General features: G+C 63.2%; 13 protein-coding genes. 5 read left to right on the plus strand and 8 right to left on the minus strand.

Annotated elements, in window-relative coordinates; all coding sequences use genetic code 11:
• Positions 1–103: 103 nt before the first annotated feature.
• Positions 104–1,600, plus strand: coding sequence for an SLC13 family permease (locus AOG28_RS04370; RefSeq protein WP_054555474.1), 1,497 nt, complete (start codon positions 104–106; stop codon positions 1,598–1,600).
• 262 nt (positions 1,601–1,862) lie between these two features.
• On the opposite strand, the gene gltS is transcribed toward AOG28_RS04370, so the two are convergent.
• Both gltS and AOG28_RS04380 read right to left on the minus strand, forming a co-directional pair.
• Positions 1,863–3,053: a sodium/glutamate symporter gene (gltS, locus tag AOG28_RS04375; protein ID WP_043331271.1), complete on the minus strand. Its 1,191-nt coding sequence runs from the start codon at positions 3,051–3,053 to the stop codon at positions 1,863–1,865.
• A 457-nt stretch (positions 3,054–3,510) separates the two neighbouring features.
• Positions 3,511–5,235, minus strand: coding sequence for a 2-isopropylmalate synthase (locus tag AOG28_RS04380; protein WP_043331272.1), 1,725 nt, complete (start codon positions 5,233–5,235; stop codon positions 3,511–3,513).
• Positions 5,236–5,792: 557 nt separating this feature from the next.
• On the opposite strand from AOG28_RS04380, the gene AOG28_RS04385 reads away from it, so the two are divergent.
• Complete coding sequence (locus AOG28_RS04385) at positions 5,793–6,281, plus strand: Lrp/AsnC family transcriptional regulator (RefSeq protein ID WP_043331273.1); 489 nt, start codon at positions 5,793–5,795, stop codon at positions 6,279–6,281.
• 150 nt (positions 6,282–6,431) lie between these two features.
• Here AOG28_RS04385 and hppD read toward each other — a convergent pair whose 3' ends face one another.
• Both hppD and AOG28_RS04395 read right to left on the minus strand, forming a co-directional pair.
• The gene (hppD, locus tag AOG28_RS04390) at positions 6,432–7,511 is read right to left on the minus strand and encodes a 4-hydroxyphenylpyruvate dioxygenase (RefSeq protein ID WP_054555475.1); all 1,080 of its coding nucleotides are present in this window, start codon (positions 7,509–7,511) and stop codon (positions 6,432–6,434) included.
• Positions 7,512–7,868: 357 nt separating this feature from the next.
• Positions 7,869–8,474, minus strand: a complete 606-nt coding sequence (locus AOG28_RS04395; protein WP_043331275.1) for a LysE/ArgO family amino acid transporter — start codon at positions 8,472–8,474, stop codon at positions 7,869–7,871.
• Between the two features lie 135 nt (positions 8,475–8,609).
• Between AOG28_RS04395 and AOG28_RS04400 the strand changes: the two genes are divergently transcribed.
• Positions 8,610–9,548 (plus strand): LysR family transcriptional regulator ArgP, encoded by a 939-nt coding sequence (locus AOG28_RS04400; RefSeq protein ID WP_054555476.1) that lies wholly within the window; start codon positions 8,610–8,612, stop codon positions 9,546–9,548.
• A 40-nt stretch (positions 9,549–9,588) separates the two neighbouring features.
• Here AOG28_RS04400 and argE read toward each other — a convergent pair whose 3' ends face one another.
• Entirely contained in the window at positions 9,589–10,827 is a 1,239-nt protein-coding gene (gene argE / locus AOG28_RS04405; protein WP_235506943.1) for an acetylornithine deacetylase, read from the minus strand.
• 231 nt (positions 10,828–11,058) lie between these two features.
• Positions 11,059–12,267 carry a formaldehyde dehydrogenase, glutathione-independent gene (gene fdhA, locus AOG28_RS04410; protein ID WP_054555477.1) on the minus strand — a complete coding sequence of 403 codons (1,209 nt, stop codon included), beginning with the start codon at positions 12,265–12,267 and terminating at the stop codon, positions 11,059–11,061.
• Between the two features lie 454 nt (positions 12,268–12,721).
• Between fdhA and AOG28_RS04415 the strand changes: the two genes are divergently transcribed.
• Both AOG28_RS04415 and cfa read left to right on the plus strand, forming a co-directional pair.
• Positions 12,722–13,099, plus strand: coding sequence for a hypothetical protein (locus tag AOG28_RS04415; RefSeq protein WP_054555478.1), 378 nt, complete (start codon positions 12,722–12,724; stop codon positions 13,097–13,099).
• Positions 13,100–13,594: 495 nt separating this feature from the next.
• Entirely contained in the window at positions 13,595–14,773 is a 1,179-nt protein-coding gene (gene cfa, locus AOG28_RS04420; protein WP_054555479.1) for a cyclopropane fatty acyl phospholipid synthase, read from the plus strand.
• Positions 14,774–14,937: 164 nt separating this feature from the next.
• Here cfa and AOG28_RS04425 read toward each other — a convergent pair whose 3' ends face one another.
• Together AOG28_RS04425 and AOG28_RS04430 are read right to left on the minus strand one after the other, a co-directional pair.
• Positions 14,938–15,459, minus strand: coding sequence for a MarR family winged helix-turn-helix transcriptional regulator (locus AOG28_RS04425; RefSeq protein WP_052384225.1), 522 nt, complete (start codon positions 15,457–15,459; stop codon positions 14,938–14,940).
• Between the two features lie 335 nt (positions 15,460–15,794).
• Positions 15,795–17,348, minus strand: a complete 1,554-nt coding sequence (locus tag AOG28_RS04430; protein WP_043331281.1) for a sigma-54-dependent transcriptional regulator — start codon at positions 17,346–17,348, stop codon at positions 15,795–15,797.
• Positions 17,349–17,376 lie beyond the last annotated feature (28 nt).

A 17,376-nucleotide genomic window follows, 5' to 3' on the forward strand; every position in this document is an offset into this window, starting at 1 on the left:
CACCAACACGACAATTCGCCATCACCTACCATGACCCATACCAACAACACGATGACCACCATGATGAGGAAGCCAGTCGCCGACCGGCTTCTCTGGAGTCGACATGCCTGAGCAATCTCCCGATCACGTCGCTGATCAATCCACTACGCCGCCACAAGCGCCACTCGCGGCGCGCATCGGCCTGATACTCGGACCCCTCCTGTTGCTGCTGACCTGGCTGACACCGGCGCCGGGTGACATGCCGGACAGCGCCTGGCTCTGCGTCGGCCTTGCCCTGCTGATGGCCACCTGGTGGGCCACCGAGGCCCTGCCGATTCCGGTGACCTCGCTGCTGCCCATCGTGCTGGTGCCGGCGCTTGGCATCGACGACATCAAGAGCACCACCGCCGCCTATGCCAACCCGACCATCTACCTGTTCCTCGGTGGCTTCCTGCTCGGGATCGCCATGCAGCGCTGGGACCTGCATCGCCGCGTGGCCCTGCATACGCTGAAGCTTGCCGGCCACTCGCCGCGCCGCCAGATCGCCGGCTTCATGATCGCCACCGGCTTCATCAGCATGTGGGTGTCCAACACCGCCACCAGCATCATGATGCTGCCCATCGGCATGTCAGTGGTCAGCCTGATGTCCAGTGGTCAGGACGAGCGCGACAGCAATGACCCGGAATTGAAGCGCTACGCCGCCGCCCTGCTGCTGGGCATCGCCTACTCCGCCAGCCTCGGTGGTATCGCGACCCTGATCGGCACACCGCCCAATGCCCTGCTGGCAGGCTACCTGTCCAGTGATCAAGGCATCGAGATCGGCTTCGCCCAGTGGATGGTCGTCGGCCTGCCGGTCGCCATCGCCATGTGCGCCATCACCTGGTGGTGGCTGACGCGCACGCCCTTCTCCTTCAAGTCCGAGACGGCAGACAGCGGCGAGATGATCAGCCGTGAGCTCAAGGCACTGGGCGCCATGAGCAGCGCCGAGAAACGTGTCGGCGTCGCCTTCCTGGTGGCTGCCCTGCTGTGGATGTTCCGTCCGCTGATCAACCAGATGGGGCTTGCCTGGCTGTCGGACACCGGCATCGCCATGGCCATCGGCGTGGGCCTGTTCGCCATTCCCTCCGGCACCTCACGCGGCCGCCGCCTGCTGGTGTGGGAAGACGCGCGTGACCTGCCCTGGGGCGTGTTGCTGCTGTTCGGGGGTGGCCTGGCACTGGCGGGCGTGATCAAGAGCTCGGGGCTCGCCGAGTGGATCGCCGGCCAGCTGTCGATGTTCAGCGTGCTGCCGCTCATCGGCCTGGTCGCCATCGTGGTCGTGGTGATCATCTTCCTGACCGAGGTCACCTCCAATACCGCGACGGCAGCTGCCTTCCTGCCGCTGCTGGGGGCACTGGCGCTGTCACTGGACATCGATCCGCTGCTGATCACCGTGCCGGCGGCCATCGCGGCCAGCTGTGCCTTCATGATGCCGGTGGCGACGCCGCCCAACGCCATCGTGTTCGCCACAGGCCACCTCAAGATCCAGACCATGATGCGCGCCGGCTTCTTCCTGAACCTGGCCGGTACCGTGGTCGTCACCCTGCTGGCCTATGGCCTGATCGTGGCACTGTGGGTGTAGAGGCAAGTGCTGACGCGGGGCCTGGAGGAGAGCGAAGGTGATAGCGAAGGTGAGAACGAGGGCGAGAGCACAAGCGCCTGACGAGCTTCTCACCGTCTTTGAAGCCTGAGCTCTTGAAGCCTGAGCCCTTGAAGCCTGAGACATCGCAACCTGCAAGCCTCAGCCCCCCCGAAACGACAACGCCGGACTCCAATGGAGTCCGGCGTTGTCGTTCATGCCAGGCAGATTCTGCGACTTCTCATCATGAGACCTGCTGTCATGTTCAGAAGAAGCCGAGGAAGCCCTTGATGATCAGCGAGTTGGCGATATCGATCAGGAAGCCACCCACCACCGGCACGATGATGAAGGCCAGACGCGACGGCCCGTGGTGCTGCGTGACCGCCTGCATGTTGGCGATCGCCGTCGGCGTGGCGCCCATGCCGAAACCACAGTTACCCGCGACCAGTACCGCAGCGTCATAGTTCTTGCCCATCAGGCGGAAGGTGACCTGGGTGGTGTAGAGGAACACCAGCGCGACCTGTGCCAGCAGGATGGCCAGAATCGGCAGTGCCAGATTGGCCAGATCCCAGAGCTTGAGCGTCATCAGCGCCAGCGCCAGGAAGATGGACAGGCTGATGTTGCCCAGCACATCCACGGCGTGGGTATTGAGGTGCTTGTCGCCGAAGGCGCGCACCACGTTGCCGATGACGATACAGCTGAACAGCACCCACACGAAGGTCGGCAGCGAGAAGGCGGTGCCAGACGTGAGTGACTGCAGCTGCTGGCCACAGACGACCCCGAGCAGCAGCATGAAGAGTGTCTTCAGGGCATTGGACGTATTCAGCGGATGCTGGACTTCCGTCTCGTCATATTCGGAATCGCTGACCTGGGCGTTGATGTCCTGCCCTTCACGCTTCATGCGATTGATCAGGAAACGCGCCGTCGGCCCACCGATCAGGGAACCGAACACCAGCCCGAAGGTGGCACAGGCCATCGCGACTTCCATCGCGCCATTGATGCCATATTCGTCGGCGAAGACGTTGGCCCATGCCGCGCCGGTACCGTGGCCACCGGACATGGTGATGGAACCGCCGAGCAGACCCAGTACCGGATCAAGACCGAACAGGCTGGCAACACCGACACCCAGCAGGTTCTGCAGGATGAGCAGACCGATGACCAACGCGAGGAACAGCACCAGCTTGCTGCCGCCGGCACGAATCATGCGAACGTCTGCCGAGAGACCGACGGAGCCGAAGAACAGCAACATGAAAGGAGTCTGGAGACCGCCGAAGAACTGGAACTCGTAACCCAGGCCACGCAGGCCGGTGACGATGATGGTAGCGATGAGGCCGCCGACCACAGGCTCGGGGATATTGAATTCGCGCAGCACGCGCACGCGCTCGACGATCAGATGGCCAACGACGAGGACAAGCGCCGCCAGCAACAGGGTGGTGATAGCATCAAGTTGAATCATGCGATACCGATGAGTAGTTGTGGGTTGTTCTAGCGGACCTCCTGAACGAGAGGTGCACTGGCGATGCCCGATCAGAGCAGGGATGGGGACGCATCCATTATCTCTTCAATCAGGAGGTTTGCCTTTGCACCGCTTGGAATTGTTGTGTTCTCGAATCCGGTCTGCCACCAGATCGTTATCATTATGCGGGTGCAGCGATGATACGCAGGGTGGGCACCGGTGCAAGCCCGGATGTTGACTGAGCCGTCAACATCAGACAAAAGTCTATGGCGGCCTGGCGAGCATGACACGTATTTTCCACGCAAGCCTGCCCGCGTCAGCCCAGCAACGGCGGGCGTGAGCGCCAGCCGGGCAACTTCTGCCCTGCCGCGAAACGCAAAGACCCCCGCTCTGATAAGCGAGGGTCTCGAGAGAGGCAAAAAAGCCCCTGATCAGTCACGCATGAGGCGTGTTGTCGTCAGACAGCGACCGGGCCGGCTTCCTCGGCACGTTCCGCTTCGCTGCGTGCACTGCTTTCCAGGCCGCGATTGACCGCCGACAGCACGGCCTTGAGCGACGCGCTCACGGTATCGCCATCCTCGGCCATGCCGCAGACACGCTTGCCATCCAGGTTGAGCATCACAAAGGCCACCGCGACGGCATCGCTGCCTTCGCCGAGGGCGTGCTCACCGTAGTCCACCACGCTGACGGTGGAACCGGTGTGACGCTGCCAGGCATCCATGAAGGCGGAGATGGCACCGTTGCCTTCACCGGCCAGCGCGATCTGCTCGCCCTTGTCATCGACCAGCGTCGCGGTGAGCTGCTCAGCCCCTTCGCGATCCAGACGATAGCCCTTGAGACTCAGCGGCGCTTCACGCTTGAAGCTGGCATCGAGAATCGCGCGAATCTGGTCGCTGGACAGCTCACCACTGACCTGCTCGCTGGCCTTCTGCACGTGCGGCGCAAGTTCGAGGCTCATCCAGCGCGGCAGGCTGATGCCGTGATCGCGCTCGAGCAGGAAGGCCATGCCACCCTTGCCGGACTGACTGTTGACGCGGATCACCGCCTGGAAGTCGCGGCCCAGATCCTGCGGGTCGATGGGCAGATAGGCGACCTGCCACGGCTCGTCAGGCTGCTGCTTCTTCAGGCACTTGCGGATGGCGTCCTGGTGGCTGCCGGAGAAGGCGGTGTAGACCAGCTCGCCGACCCACGGGTGACGCGGGTGAACCGGCAGATTGGTGCACTCGGTGTAGACCTGGATGATCTCGTCCGGGTTGGAGAGATCCAGCTCCGGATCGATGCCCTGGCTGTAGAGGTTCATCGCCAGGGTGATCAGGTCCATGTTGCCGGTGCGCTCACCGTTGCCCAGCAGGGTGCCTTCGATGCGGTCAGCGCCGGCCAGCAGGCCAAGTTCGGCGGCAGCAGCAGCGCCACCGCGGTCATTGTGGGTGTGCAGCGAGATGATCGCGCAGTCACGACGGCTCAGGTGCTTGATGAAGTACTCGACCTGATCGGCGAAGTGATTGGCCGGGCCCACTTCCACCGTGGCCGGCAGATTGAGGATGCAGCGTTTTTCCGGCGTCGGCTGCCAGACATCCATCACCGCCTCACACACCTCGACGGCGTAATCCATCTCGGTGGAGGTGAAGCTCTCCGGCGAGTACTGGAACACCCAGTTGGTGTCCGGATAGCGCTCGGCGTAGTCCTTGACCAGCTGTGCGCCCTCGACGGCGATGGCCTTGATGCCGTCACGGTCCATCTCGAACACCCGCTCACGCTGCACGGTGGAGGTGGAGTTGTAGACGTGAACGACGGCATCACGCGCGCCGACCAGTGACTCGAAGGTACGCGCGATCAGATGCTCACGCGCCTGCACCAGCACCTGGATGCTGACGCCTTCCGGGACCTGGTCTTCCTCGATCAACCAGCGCACGAAGTCGAAATCGAGCTGACTGGCGGAGGGGAAACCGACTTCGATCTCCTTGAGACCGATCTTGACCAGCAGCTTCCACATCAGCTTCTTCTGCTCGACCGTCATCGGCTCGAGCAGCGCCTGATTGCCATCACGCAGGTCGACACTCGCCCATAGCGGCGCCTGGGTCACGGTACGCGACGGCCACTGGCGGTCGGTCAGTGCGACAGGGGTCACGGGGCGATATTTGGTGTGGTCGAAGGCAGCACTTGGCGTGGATGCAGCAGTCATGGTCGTGTCCTTGGCGGTCTGGGTGCGAAAAACCGGCAATCGAGGCCCGATACGGGAGATCGATGGCACCTTTCGCACTCAACAGTGTCCCAATCGGGGCGCCTGAGTAAATGTGAGATGACGAAGGCGTGAAGGCCTTGCATCCGAAAGCTTGCCGTCAGCAGGGCAAGCAAGCAAGTCGGGGGCAGCGTAACGTCACTGCCCGCCGCAAGCTCCGGGACCGGATCACGGTCTCCAGCGCGGAGAGAAGGACGGTGGGATCACCACCAGAGCCCCTTCGGCAGCCTCGCTTCGATCAGAAGCCGACTGCGTTCCGCGTTCACCGGTTGCAAGAGGCGTGTCGCCAGCGCCGGTGGCTCATCCTGCTCAGGTCTGTCGTTCGTGTCGTGCGTCGTGTCATGCGACAGCCATGACCCGAGCGGGCATCTTCATCGCTGAGCAGTGATTACAGTATATGCCGCATATCAGGGCGGACGATTGCGAAAACCACATGACATCGCCATCTTAAAAGCAGATTATTTCACCATTCACATCTTCACCGCTAATGGATTGCGAAAATGAGCCAGAATATTCCTCTCCCGACACTGGACCGCTTCGACCGTCGCATTCTTGACGAGCTTCAGCACTCGGGTCGCATCAGCAATCAGGAACTCGCGGAGCGCATTGGCCTGTCCCCGTCGCCTTGCCTGCGCCGTGTCCGTGCGCTGGAAGAAAGCGGCATGATCACCGGCTACCGCGCCCAGATAGATGCCCGCAAGCTGGGACTCAGTCTGATGGCGCTGCTGCATATCTCGATGGACCGCCACACCCCGGAACGCTTCACCAACTTCGAGGACACCATCGCCTCGCTGCCCCAGGTGATGGAATGCCTGCTGATCACCGGCCAGGAAGCCGATTACCAGCTCAAGGTGGTGGTCAAGGACATGGATGACTATCACGACCTGCTGCTCAAGCAGATCACGCGGATCGAGGGGGTGACCGGCGTGCATTCAAGCTTCGTGCTGCGTCAGGTGATCGATCACCAGCGTGTCCCGACGACCTCCTGAGCCTGACTGCCTGAATCAAGACTTCAGCAACACGAAAGCCCCGTCGGCTATCACCGGCGGGGCTTTCGTGTTGCTGAAGATGCCATCGTGATCACGCGGTGATCAGGGCGTGCCGGCTAGCGAAATCACTCGGCGTGCCGATTGGGGAAATCACTCGGCGCCGATGATGCCGCGACGGATCTGGTCTTCCTCGATGGATTCGAACAGCGCCTTGAAGTTGCCCTCGCCGAAACCATCGTTGCCCTTGCGCTGGATGATCTCGAAGAAGATCGGTCCGATCACCGTCTCGGTGAAGATCTGCAAAAGAATGCCCTCCCCCGGCGCGCCATCGACCAGCAGGTTCAATGCCTTGAGGTCCTCGACATTCTCTTCGTGGTTGGGCACCCGCGCATCGACCTTCTCATAATAGGTGGCCGGCGTGGTCAGGAAGGTGACGCCATTGGCCTTGAGCGCCTTGACGGTGGCTTGGATATCATCCGTCGCCATCGCCAGATGCTGGATACCCTCGCCATGGTATTCGCGGATGAATTCCGCGATCTGGGAGTCATCATCCGCTGACTCGTTGATGGGAATGTGCATCTTGCCGCACGGTGCCGTCATCGCGCGCGAGAAGAGCCCGGTCATCTTGCCTTCGATATCGAAATAGCGGATCTCACGGAAATTGGCGATACGCGCATAGAAGTCGGCCCACACATCCATCTGGCCACGCCCGACATTGTGGGTCAGGTGATCCAGCGTATGCAGGCCGACACTGTTGGCATTCTCGATTGCGCCGTCGATGGCGACGAAGTCGGTATCGTAGATCGAGCGCTCGCGGTGATGGTCCACGAAGTACAGCACCGAACCGCCGATGCCTTGCACCGCAGGGATGCCCACCTCGCCCGGCCCGACCGGGTGCTCGACGCTGCGCGCACCGTGCGCCAGGGCGTAGCGATGCGCCTGCTCGGCATCCGCCACGCGCCAGGCCATCGCACAGGCACTCGGGCCGTGGATCGCCGCGAATTCCGCCGCCGGGCTGTTCGGCTCGGCGTTGAGCACCACATTGATGCCGTGCTGCTGGAACAGGAACACCTGCTTGGAGCGATGGCGACGGGTCTCGGTAAATCCGAGCTGGTTGAACAACTTGCGCAGGGCATCGATGCCGGCCGCATCCGGGGCCGTGAATTCGACGAACTCGAAGCCGTCCGTGCCGATGGGATTGTGCTGTTCGATACGCGCCGGTGCGTTCATGGGGGCTCCTGAGTCAGGCTGCCGACAGGGCAGGCAAGGTAGAGAAAAGGCGGGCAACATCCTTCACGACAGGCGAACGCGTGGCGCGCAACACCTGTCGTGTCCCGATTCCGTTATCGGAAATCTATGCCTTGCCTGCCGCCCTGCCCATGCGCCTTACGCCTGCATGGGTGCCGTGTCCGGCCTCTTCTCACGCCAGACATGTAACGAAACCCTGCCATGGCACTGACGGCCATCTCGACACTGCCCCCTCGGGGCGCTCCCACTGCCGCCAGCGCCTGACACTGCGTCATGCTTTCTTTACACCTATCGGCGCGTCACGCCTGCTGTTGCCTCTTGCCCGCCTTGCGTTGGCCGCTAGAGCCAGGCACCGCTGCCCAGCTGCCAGGCCACCCACAGCAGAATCGTGGCGATGAAGGCTTCGATGACCTGCCAGGCACGCGGACTGGTCAGGCGTGGCGCCAGCCAACCGGCACATGCCACCAGGCCGAAGAACCAGCCGAAGGAGGCCAGGCTCGCCCCGACGATGAAGCTTTGCGGGGACGGCTGCTGCGCGCCGATCGCGCCCAGCATCACCAGCGTATCCAGATAGACCTGGGGATTGAGCAGCGTGACGGCCAAGGTCGCCGCCAGCACCTTGCCGAGATTGGCCTTGAGGGCGTTGCTCGCCGTCAGCTGGCCGCCAGTGCGCATGCGCCCCAACGCCTTGAGTGCCTGCCAGAGCAGAAACGCCACCCCGCCCCAACGGGCAATGCTCATCAACAGCGGCGATTGCTGCATGAGTGCCCCCAGCCCGAGCACGCCGGCGATGATCAGCACGCCATCGCACAGTGCGCAGAGCCCCGCCACCCACCATTGATGCTCACGCTTGAGACCCTGTCCCAACACGAAGGCATTCTGCGCCCCGATGGCGATGATCAAGCCTGCGCCTACCCCTGCCCCATTGAAGAATGACCACCACATATCGCCTGTCCTTTCGTCGTGTCGTTGCCGTGACTGACGGTGCATACCACGGCTGTCAGTGCTGAGGCAGGCAGAGTACGCTAGGATGAATCCATCAAGGAAATTGATTCAGGGAATGGATCATAAGGAATACTGATGCTGGACTATAAATTGCTGGAGGCGCTGGCAGCCGTCATCGATCAGGCGGGCTTTGAACGCGGGGCGCGAGCACTGGGGCTGACGCAGTCAGCGGTCTCGCAGCGCATAAAACTGCTGGAGGCACGGCTGGGGCAGCCGGTACTGGTGCGTACACCGCGGCTGGGGCCGACGCCACTCGGGCGGCGCCTGCTCAATCATGTCCAGCAGGTGCGTCTGCTGGAGCATGACCTGCTCGACCAGATTCCCGCCCTCGGCGAGAGCGAGCAGCGGCTGCGCATCGCCATCAATGCCGATTCGCTGGCCACCTGGTGGCCGACCGTCACCGGCAGTTTCTGTCGCGAGCGTGACCTGTTGCTGGACATGCTGGTGGAGGATCAGGAAGTGGCGCTCAGGCGCATGCGCGATGGAGAAGTCGCGGGCTGCATCTGTGCCACGCCACGCCCGGTGCAGGGGGCGCGCTCCCACCCGCTGGGTAGCATGCGTTATCGGGCGATGGCCAGCCCGGACTTCGTGCAGCGCCATATCGCAGAGAAAGGCCATCCCATCCCGCCCCTTCTGCCGGCCGAGACCCTGCGCAACATGCCCGCCATCGTCTATGGCCGTGATGACCGCCTGCAGCACCGGCTGTTGTCGACCATGGGCTTCGATGAGCCCTTCCCCCACCATCTCTGCCCGTCGTCGGAAGGTTTCGTGCGCCTGGCCTTGAGCGGCATGGGCTACGGCATGATTCCCGAGCAGCAGGCGACGCATCTGCTGGCCAGTGGTGAGCTGGTGGATATCGCGCCGAATCATGCCCTGGATGTGCCGCTTTACTGGCATCACTGGCGCCACGGTGGCAGCACGCTGGACAAGCTCACCGACCACCTGCTGCGGGAATGTGCCACGGTATTGCGCCCGATGCCGGAGCAGGAGACGCCCCGCCCCGGCATGCTGTGAGAGCGCGTGTCAGTCGTGCATCAGGCTCAACACAGGAGCCTCAGCCGCCCTGTTGCTCACGCACCAGCTGGGCCAGGAAGCGATCACAGGCCGCCAGCTGGCTGAGTTCGATGTACTCGTTGGCCTGATGCGCGACCCCGATGGAGCCTGGCCCGCAGACCACCGTCGGCCAGCCTTCGCTCTGGAACTGACCCGCCTCCGTGGTATACGCCACGGCCTCACTGGCCCGCTCATCGCCCAGCAGACGCTGGCAGAGGCGAATGGCCGGGTCCCGATCGCCATGCCCGAGTGACGGCACCGTTTCCACCGTGCGTTCGCTACGAATCGCCACTTCGGGCGCCCGCTCACGATAGGGAGCGACCAGACGCTCGGCGTGGGCATCGATCTCCGCCAGCATCGCCTCGACATCCTCGCCCGGCAGATGACGCAGCTCCCAGTCGAAGATGCACTCCCCGGCGGTGATGTTGACCGCCGTGCCGCCCTCGATAAGCCCGACGTGCAGGCTGGCGTGGGGCACATCGAAGCGCTCGTCCAGATGGCCGCAGTCGATGCGCGCCTGCATGCGGTCCTCGATGAAGGTCACCATGCGCGCCGCCAGATGGATGGCACTCACCCCCTGATAGACCAGGCTGGAATGCGACGGCTTGCCGGTCACCGTGGTGCGCAGATCGGTAATGCCCTTGTGGGCATCGACGATCGCCATCATGGTCGGCTCGCCCACCAGCACCGCCGCCGGACGCGGCAGGCGGTCACGCAGGCGCGCGATCATGCGCGGCGCCCCCAGACAGCCGATCTCCTCGTCATAGGAGAAGGCAAGAATCACCGGCTTTTTCAGCGTGCCCGCACGCTGGGCATTCACCAGCGCCGGCACCGCCGCCATGCAGCAGGCGATGAAGCCCTTCATGTCGGCGGAACCGCGCCCGTAAAGGCGACCCTCGTCCTCACGCAGCGTGAAGGGATCACTGTCCCAGGCCTGGCCCTCCACCGGCACCACATCGGTGTGCCCGGAGAGCACCACACCACCCTCGACCTCCGGCCCGATCACCGCCAGCAGATTGGCCTTGTCGCCGCCATCGTTGTGGATGACCTCGGCACTGACGCCGACCACTTCCAGGGCGTCGCGCAGGCAATGGATCAACGCCAGATTCGACTCGCGCGACACGGTATTGAAGCTGACCAGATGCGCCAGCCAGTCGCGGCTGTTGGGCCAGTCGGAGAAATCGGCGTGCTGCGGCATCAGGCTGGCGGTATTGGCGATGGGGGACGCTGAAGCGGACATGGGCATTCCTGTGCAGATACATCAGAGCGGAGAGCACCATACGCAGCGCGCTGGCCTCATATGCCCACCGGTATAGCGCAGCGCCTCTTCGACAACAAGGGCCTGGCTGCAACATCCGACTGGCAGGCACGCTTCAAAAAAGACGACGCCGCCACACCCGATCAGAGGGCGTGGCGGCGTCGTCTGTGGCGACAGAACTCCGCTACGGGCGGGATTCAGGCCGTGATGGCATCAGGCAGCACGGCCGTTGCGCACCATGGCGTGGGGGTCGATGACGAATTTCTTGGCAGCACCGCCATCGAAGTCCGCATAACCCTGCGGCGCTTCTTCCAGACTGATGACCTGCACATTGACCGCATCGGCGATATTGACGCGCCCGAACAGGATCGCCTGCATCAGCGGGCGGTGATACTTCATCACCGGGCACTGACCCGTGTGCAGCGAGTGGGACTTGGCCCAGCCCAGCCCGAAACGCATCGACAGCGCCCCGACCTTGGCGGCCTCATCCTCGGCGCCCGGGTCTTCGGTGACATAAAGCCCGGGAATACCGATCTGGCCGCCGGCACGCGTCAGCGCCATCGCCGAGTTGAGCACCGTGGCCGGCTGCTCGCGGCCGTGATCACAACCACAGCCATGCGCCTCGAAGCCGACGCAATCGACGAAGCAATCCACTTCGCGCTCGCCGAGAATCACCTCGACCTTGTCTTCCATCGAGCCTTCCTGACGCAGATCGATGGTCTCGCAGCCGAAGCTCTCGGCCTGCTGCAAACGCTCGGGGATCATGTCGCCGACGATGACACAGGCCGCACCCAGCAGCTGGGCGGAGACGGCCGCCGCCAGCCCGACCGGCCCGGCACCCGCGATATACACAGTGGAGCCCGGCCCGACACCCGCGGTCACACAGCCGTGGAAGCCGGTGGGGAAGATATCGGACAGCAGCGTCAGGTCACGGATCTTCTCCATCGCCTGGTCGGCATCCGGGAACTTGAGCAGGTTGAAGTCGGCATAGGGCACCATGACGTAATCTGTCTGACCGCCAGTCCAGCCGCCCATGTCGACATAGCCGTAGGCCGCGCCGGGACGCGCCGGATTGACGTTCAGACAGATCCCCGTCTTGCCTTCCTTGCAGTTGCGGCAGCGGCCGCAGGCAATGTTGAAGGGTACCGAGACGATGTCACCGACCTTGATGAATTCCACATCGCGCCCGGCCTCGACGACCAGACCGGTGATCTCGTGACCCAGTACCAGGCCCTGCGGCGCAGTGGTGCGGCCACGCACCATGTGCTGATCACTGCCGCAGATATTGGTCGAGACGACCTTGAGAATGACCCCGTGTTCACACTTGCGATTTCCCAGCGCCAGGGTCGGATAGTCCAGTGATTCGACACTCACCTTCCCCGCTCCCTGGTATACGACTCCGCGATTGGCATTGGCTGACATGACGTGCTCCTGGCTGGCATGGGGTTTGGCAGGTGGCCGGCGACAGGCAGACAAGCTGGCTTGCGCCGCCCGTCACTTTTCCTGCACCGGCCACCAGCCCCCGGTCGGTGGCGTCCAACCGGTAGGGCTTATGCAGACTAGGTCAGTTGTCACAGGTTGGCTGTCCAGATGAGGCATCGACATGCCTAAATGAGACAGTTCACGACCAAAGTGTCACTTCGGTTGCCCGCAAGCCCACGCGCCAGTGCCCCCGTGCCTCTGCTGTTGGCGGCAGGCGACAGCCAGCGTCGATGCATCTCGACACTTGAAGCACGCGCCCATACCCCCCAGTACTGATGTCAGCGTCATCTTAACGACAGATATTGCGACCCGAGCCCGCTTACGGCGGCTCTGGAAGACAGCTCTGAACGAAAGCTCTGAAAGACAGCTTTGAAAGACACTTCAAGGAGAGATCATGACCCTGACATCCAATGCCCTGCGCAATTCCTGCATGACCCTGGCCCTCGTCGGCTCCGCCTTCATCGCCGGTTGCGGCAACACCAGCGTGATCGAGAAGCAGGACACGCGCTACGAAGTCAGCGCCGTCGATGAAGACCGCGATGATGCCATCGCACAGGTCAAGGAACGCGCGCTCGAGGTGTGTGAAGAGCAGGACCGCGACAAGTACGATGTGCTCGACTCGCGCGTCTTCGGGCCGCACGACGCCGCCGCCAAGGCCGCCGATGGCAATGACCAGCTGGAAGGTGGCACCGTCAATGAAGACACCGAAATGGCTGCCGCCACCCATGAAGGCGAAGGCTACAAGGTCGTCTGGACCGTGCGCTGCCGCTGAGGCGTTCCCCGTCAGGTAGCGTGACCTGACAGCGCGATCGAACGCGAAAGCGAAAGCGCAGCATCCGTCAGAAAGCCGCCCCCAGGGGCGGCTTTCTTGCGTTCCGACACCAAGCGATAACCAAGGGAAACCGACACTGCGGCACTTGAGTTCCAAGGCCGCAACCATCGGTTGCCCCAGAAATCAGTCTATTGCACCGCCCCATTAGACGACTCTTGACTATGCTGAGACGAAAGCTGTCCCAGCGCTGCCCCTGATCGCCATGTGAAACTGGTGAAGAGAGAGCCCCCGCCGCCCGGGCGGCGACTCGGACGCTGAACCTGCATGAGCCTGGTTGCATGAGGCACGCCACATGAACCTCGCTGAATGCAGCTCGCGCATTGCCATGCGAGACGTTCGACAACCCTATCGCCCGGGGACTGCCGATCACTGCCATACGCCATGACGAACCCATCAGGACTCTCTGCGCCCGCGCGCCGTCAAGGAGGCTTTTCCATGAGCATCGAACAACGCCTGGCCCCCGTTGCACTCCCCGACACCCGTCATCGACGCACCGTCGAACATCTGCTGGCAGGTTCCGGCGTCAGGCTCAACGGGCCTGATCCCTGGGACATTCGCGTTCGCCATCCGGACCTCTTCCGACGGGTGCTGCAGCAAGGCAGCCTGGGACTGGGCGAGGCGTACATGGAAGGCTGGTGGGACTGCGACCAGATCGACGAGATGATCTGTCGCCTGCTGCGGCATGGCCTGGGAAGTCGTGCCCACACCACCAGCGAGCGCATCGCCTATCGACTGCAGGCCGGAGTGATCAATCTGCAGAGTCGCCGCCGCGCCGGCGTGGTCGGCAAGGTGCATTATGACTTCGGCAATGACCTCTTCACGCGCATGCTGGATGACACCCTGTGCTACAGCTGCGGCTACTGGAAAGACCTGCCGGTGAGCGCGGAGAACCTGGGCAAGGCGCAACAGGCCAAGCTGGATCTGGTGTGTCGCAAGCTGGGGCTGGCGCCCGGCATGCGCCTGCTGGATATCGGCTGTGGCTGGGGGAGCCTTGCCGCCTACGCCGCGCGCCATTACGGCGTGGAGGTCGTCGGCATCACCATCTCCGCCGAACAGGCCGCGCTGGCGCGTGAGCATTGCGCAGGGCTACCGGTGGAAATCCTGCTCAAGGACTATCGCGACCCAGACTTCCGGCGCACGGTGGGCAGCTTTGATGCCATCGCCTCGATTGGCATGTTCGAACACGTCGGCCACAAGAACTACGCCACCTACTTTGCCCATGCCGCCCACCTGCTGCGCCCTGGCGGACGCTTCGTGCTGCATACCATCGGCTCCAACCAGAGTGATATCTCGGCCGACCCCTGGGTCAACCGCTATATCTTCCCCAATGGCGTGCTGCCCAGCGCCAGCCAGCTGGTACGCGCCAGCGAAGCGCATCTGGTGATGGAGGACTGGCACAACTTCGGCGCCGACTATGACCCGACATTGATGGCGTGGCGCGCCAATCTCGACCAGCACTGGCATGAACTGGCCGATACCTACTCACCGCGCGACAAGCGCATGTTCGAGTACTATCTCGGCGCCTGCGCAGGCGCCTTCCGCGCCCGCCAGCTGCAGCTGTGGCAGGTGGTGTTCACCCACGGCACCGCAGGGCGCTACGACGCGCCACGCTGATCCGCCGCTCGCGGGGCGGCGACAATCTCGACCGGCGACGACTGCCTCAAGCGGCGGGGCGAATCAGACGCGTCGCCGCGAAACGATTGAGCAGCGCATGCATCAGGTAGATCAGCAGCATCGCGCTGCAGACCGCGACCAGCGCCGAAAGCGCTGATCGGATGTCACCCCTGACGACTCCGCTGATATTCGGCCTGGGAGCGCGCGATGCTGGCGCTGGCATTGTCTTCAAACTGGAGCAGAGTGCGGGCGAAGGCATTGAGCGCTTCGTCATCGAAGCCGACGTACAGCTCGGCACGCACTCGCTCGATGCGCTCCGTCAACTGGGTCAGGCACTGGCGGCCTTGCTCGGTGAACCACAGGCATCGCGCCCGCTTGTCGGTCTCGTGCGGCACGCGCGCAATCAGCTGCTGAGCCTCGAGCTGGTTGAGGGTGCGCGTCAGCGACGGCATCTCGATGCCCAGCTCGCTGGCCAGCATCTGTTGGGTACAGCCCTCGCCGAGCTTTTCCAGATGGACCATGACCGTCCAGCGCGATTCCGTCATGTCCAGGCTACGCACCGCGCTGGTGATGGCGGTGCGCCAGAGACGATGGACCCGGCCGACCTGGCCCCCCAGCGAGGGCTTGATCTGCTCGTGAAACGGGATTTCCTGTGTCGAATCCGTCCCCGGAGAATGTGCGTTCATGTATCATCTCTCGACATGAAGGCTCCCATGACACTCCCCCTCATCGATACTGAGCGGAAGACCCACGAGAGCCTTGATTGGTGCGGCGTCAGGACGGCTGTTGCCGCCGATATCGGACGCCATCTATATTAGCTTGCTAACAATGTGAGAATCATACCCTTTATTAGCGAGCAAAACAATTCACCAATTCCGATATTCAAACACGCATTTAAGCGCCTCTGCGCTTCTGTCTTCTGACTTGTCTTCTTCCTCTTCTCCTCTTTCCCCTTTTACTGCTCGTCTGCTTTCCTCTCGCCCTGCTACCTCTTCTGTCCCGCCATCACCTACACCGCGGGTCATTCCTGCGCGATGCCGTGACGCTTGAGCTTGTTGGCGATGGTGGTATGCGAGACCCCCAGGCGCTTGGCCAGCAATCGGCTGGACGGATACTCGGGGTAGAGATGCGCCAGGATGCGCCGTTCGACCTCGTCATGGATATCGCCCAGACTGCCGGTCAGGTCGATGTTGTCGAGCCCCTCATCACGCGCCTCACCGGTCAGGCGCAGATGCTGCGCCTCGATCACCTCGCCATCGCACAGCGAGACGGCCTGGAACAGCACGTTCTCCAGCTGACGCACGTTGCCCGGCCAGTGATAGCCCTGCAGGCGCGCCATGGCCTCGGGTGAGATATCCCGCACGCGAGCGCCGATCTGACGCACCGCCCGCTCGAGGAAATGTCGCGCCAGCTCCTCGAGTCCATCCAGACATTCCCTGAGCGGCGGGATCTGCACACACAGTACATTGAGGCGATGGAAGAGATCGTGGCGGAAGCGCCCTTCGCTGCACAGTGCCGGCAGGTCCTGTTGAGTGGCGCAGATCACGCGCACATCGAGGAAGGTCTCCTCATCGCTGCCGACACGCCGGAAACCGCCGTCCTGCAAAAAGCGCAGCAGCTTGACCTGCATGCGCGGACTCATCTCGCCGACCTCATCCAGGAAGATGGTGCCGCCGCTGGTCAGCTCCAGCAGGCCCAGCTTGCCCTCCGGCCGTGCGCCCTCGAAGGCGCCCGGGGCGTAACCGAACAGCTCCGTCTCGGCCATCGATTCCGGCAGCCCCGCGCAATTGAGCGCCATGAAGGGGGCCTGGCCGCGAGGGCTTGCCAGGTGGCAGGCACGCGCCAGCAGCTCCTTGCCGGTGCCGGTCTCGCCCTCGATCAAGAGCGGCGCATCCAGCGGTGCCATGCGGCGAGCCTCCTTGACCACTGCCGACAGCTGACGGCTCGCCTGGAATATCGCTTCGAAGCCACGCACCTCGGTGCGCTGGATCTGATAGATACGCGAGCCCAGGCGGTCTGCACGATGCAGGGTGACCACGGCGCCCGCCAGCGAGGCGACATCCTCGTTCTCGGTATGCAGTGGCGCGATATCGGCGAGGAAGGTCTCCTCCCCCACCCGCAGGCGCAGGCCATTGACGCGGGCATTGTTGCGCCGGATCAGTTCCGGCAGGTCGACATCCTGGACATGACGCGTCAGCGCCAGCCCCGGCACCTCATCGATGCGCACCCCGAGCAACTTGCCCGCCGCGCGATTGGCCGCCACCACGCGGCCATCCATGTCGATGGACATCACCGGGTCTGACAGCGATGACAGCAGTGCATTGAGCTCCAGATGGCGTCGCTCGGTGGGCATCAGACTGACGCGACTGACCTTGAAGACCCCGGGAATCTCCTCGAGGGTCGGCTTCAGGGTCGAGAGCTGCATGCGCAGCATGTTGGGCACATGCAGATAGATGGAGTTGTTGGCCTCTCCGCCGACCTCACCGCGCAGCACGTTGAGGCCATAATCGGCAAAGGGGGCCAGGATGTCGCGCAGAATCCCGATTCGATTCTGGCAGGTCAATTTGAGGCGCATGGCGTTATCGGCATTGTCGTTGGAATTC

It is taken from the genome of Cobetia sp. UCD-24C, from assembly GCF_001306765.1.
Classification (GTDB): Bacteria; Pseudomonadota; Gammaproteobacteria; order Pseudomonadales; family Halomonadaceae; genus Cobetia; species Cobetia amphilecti.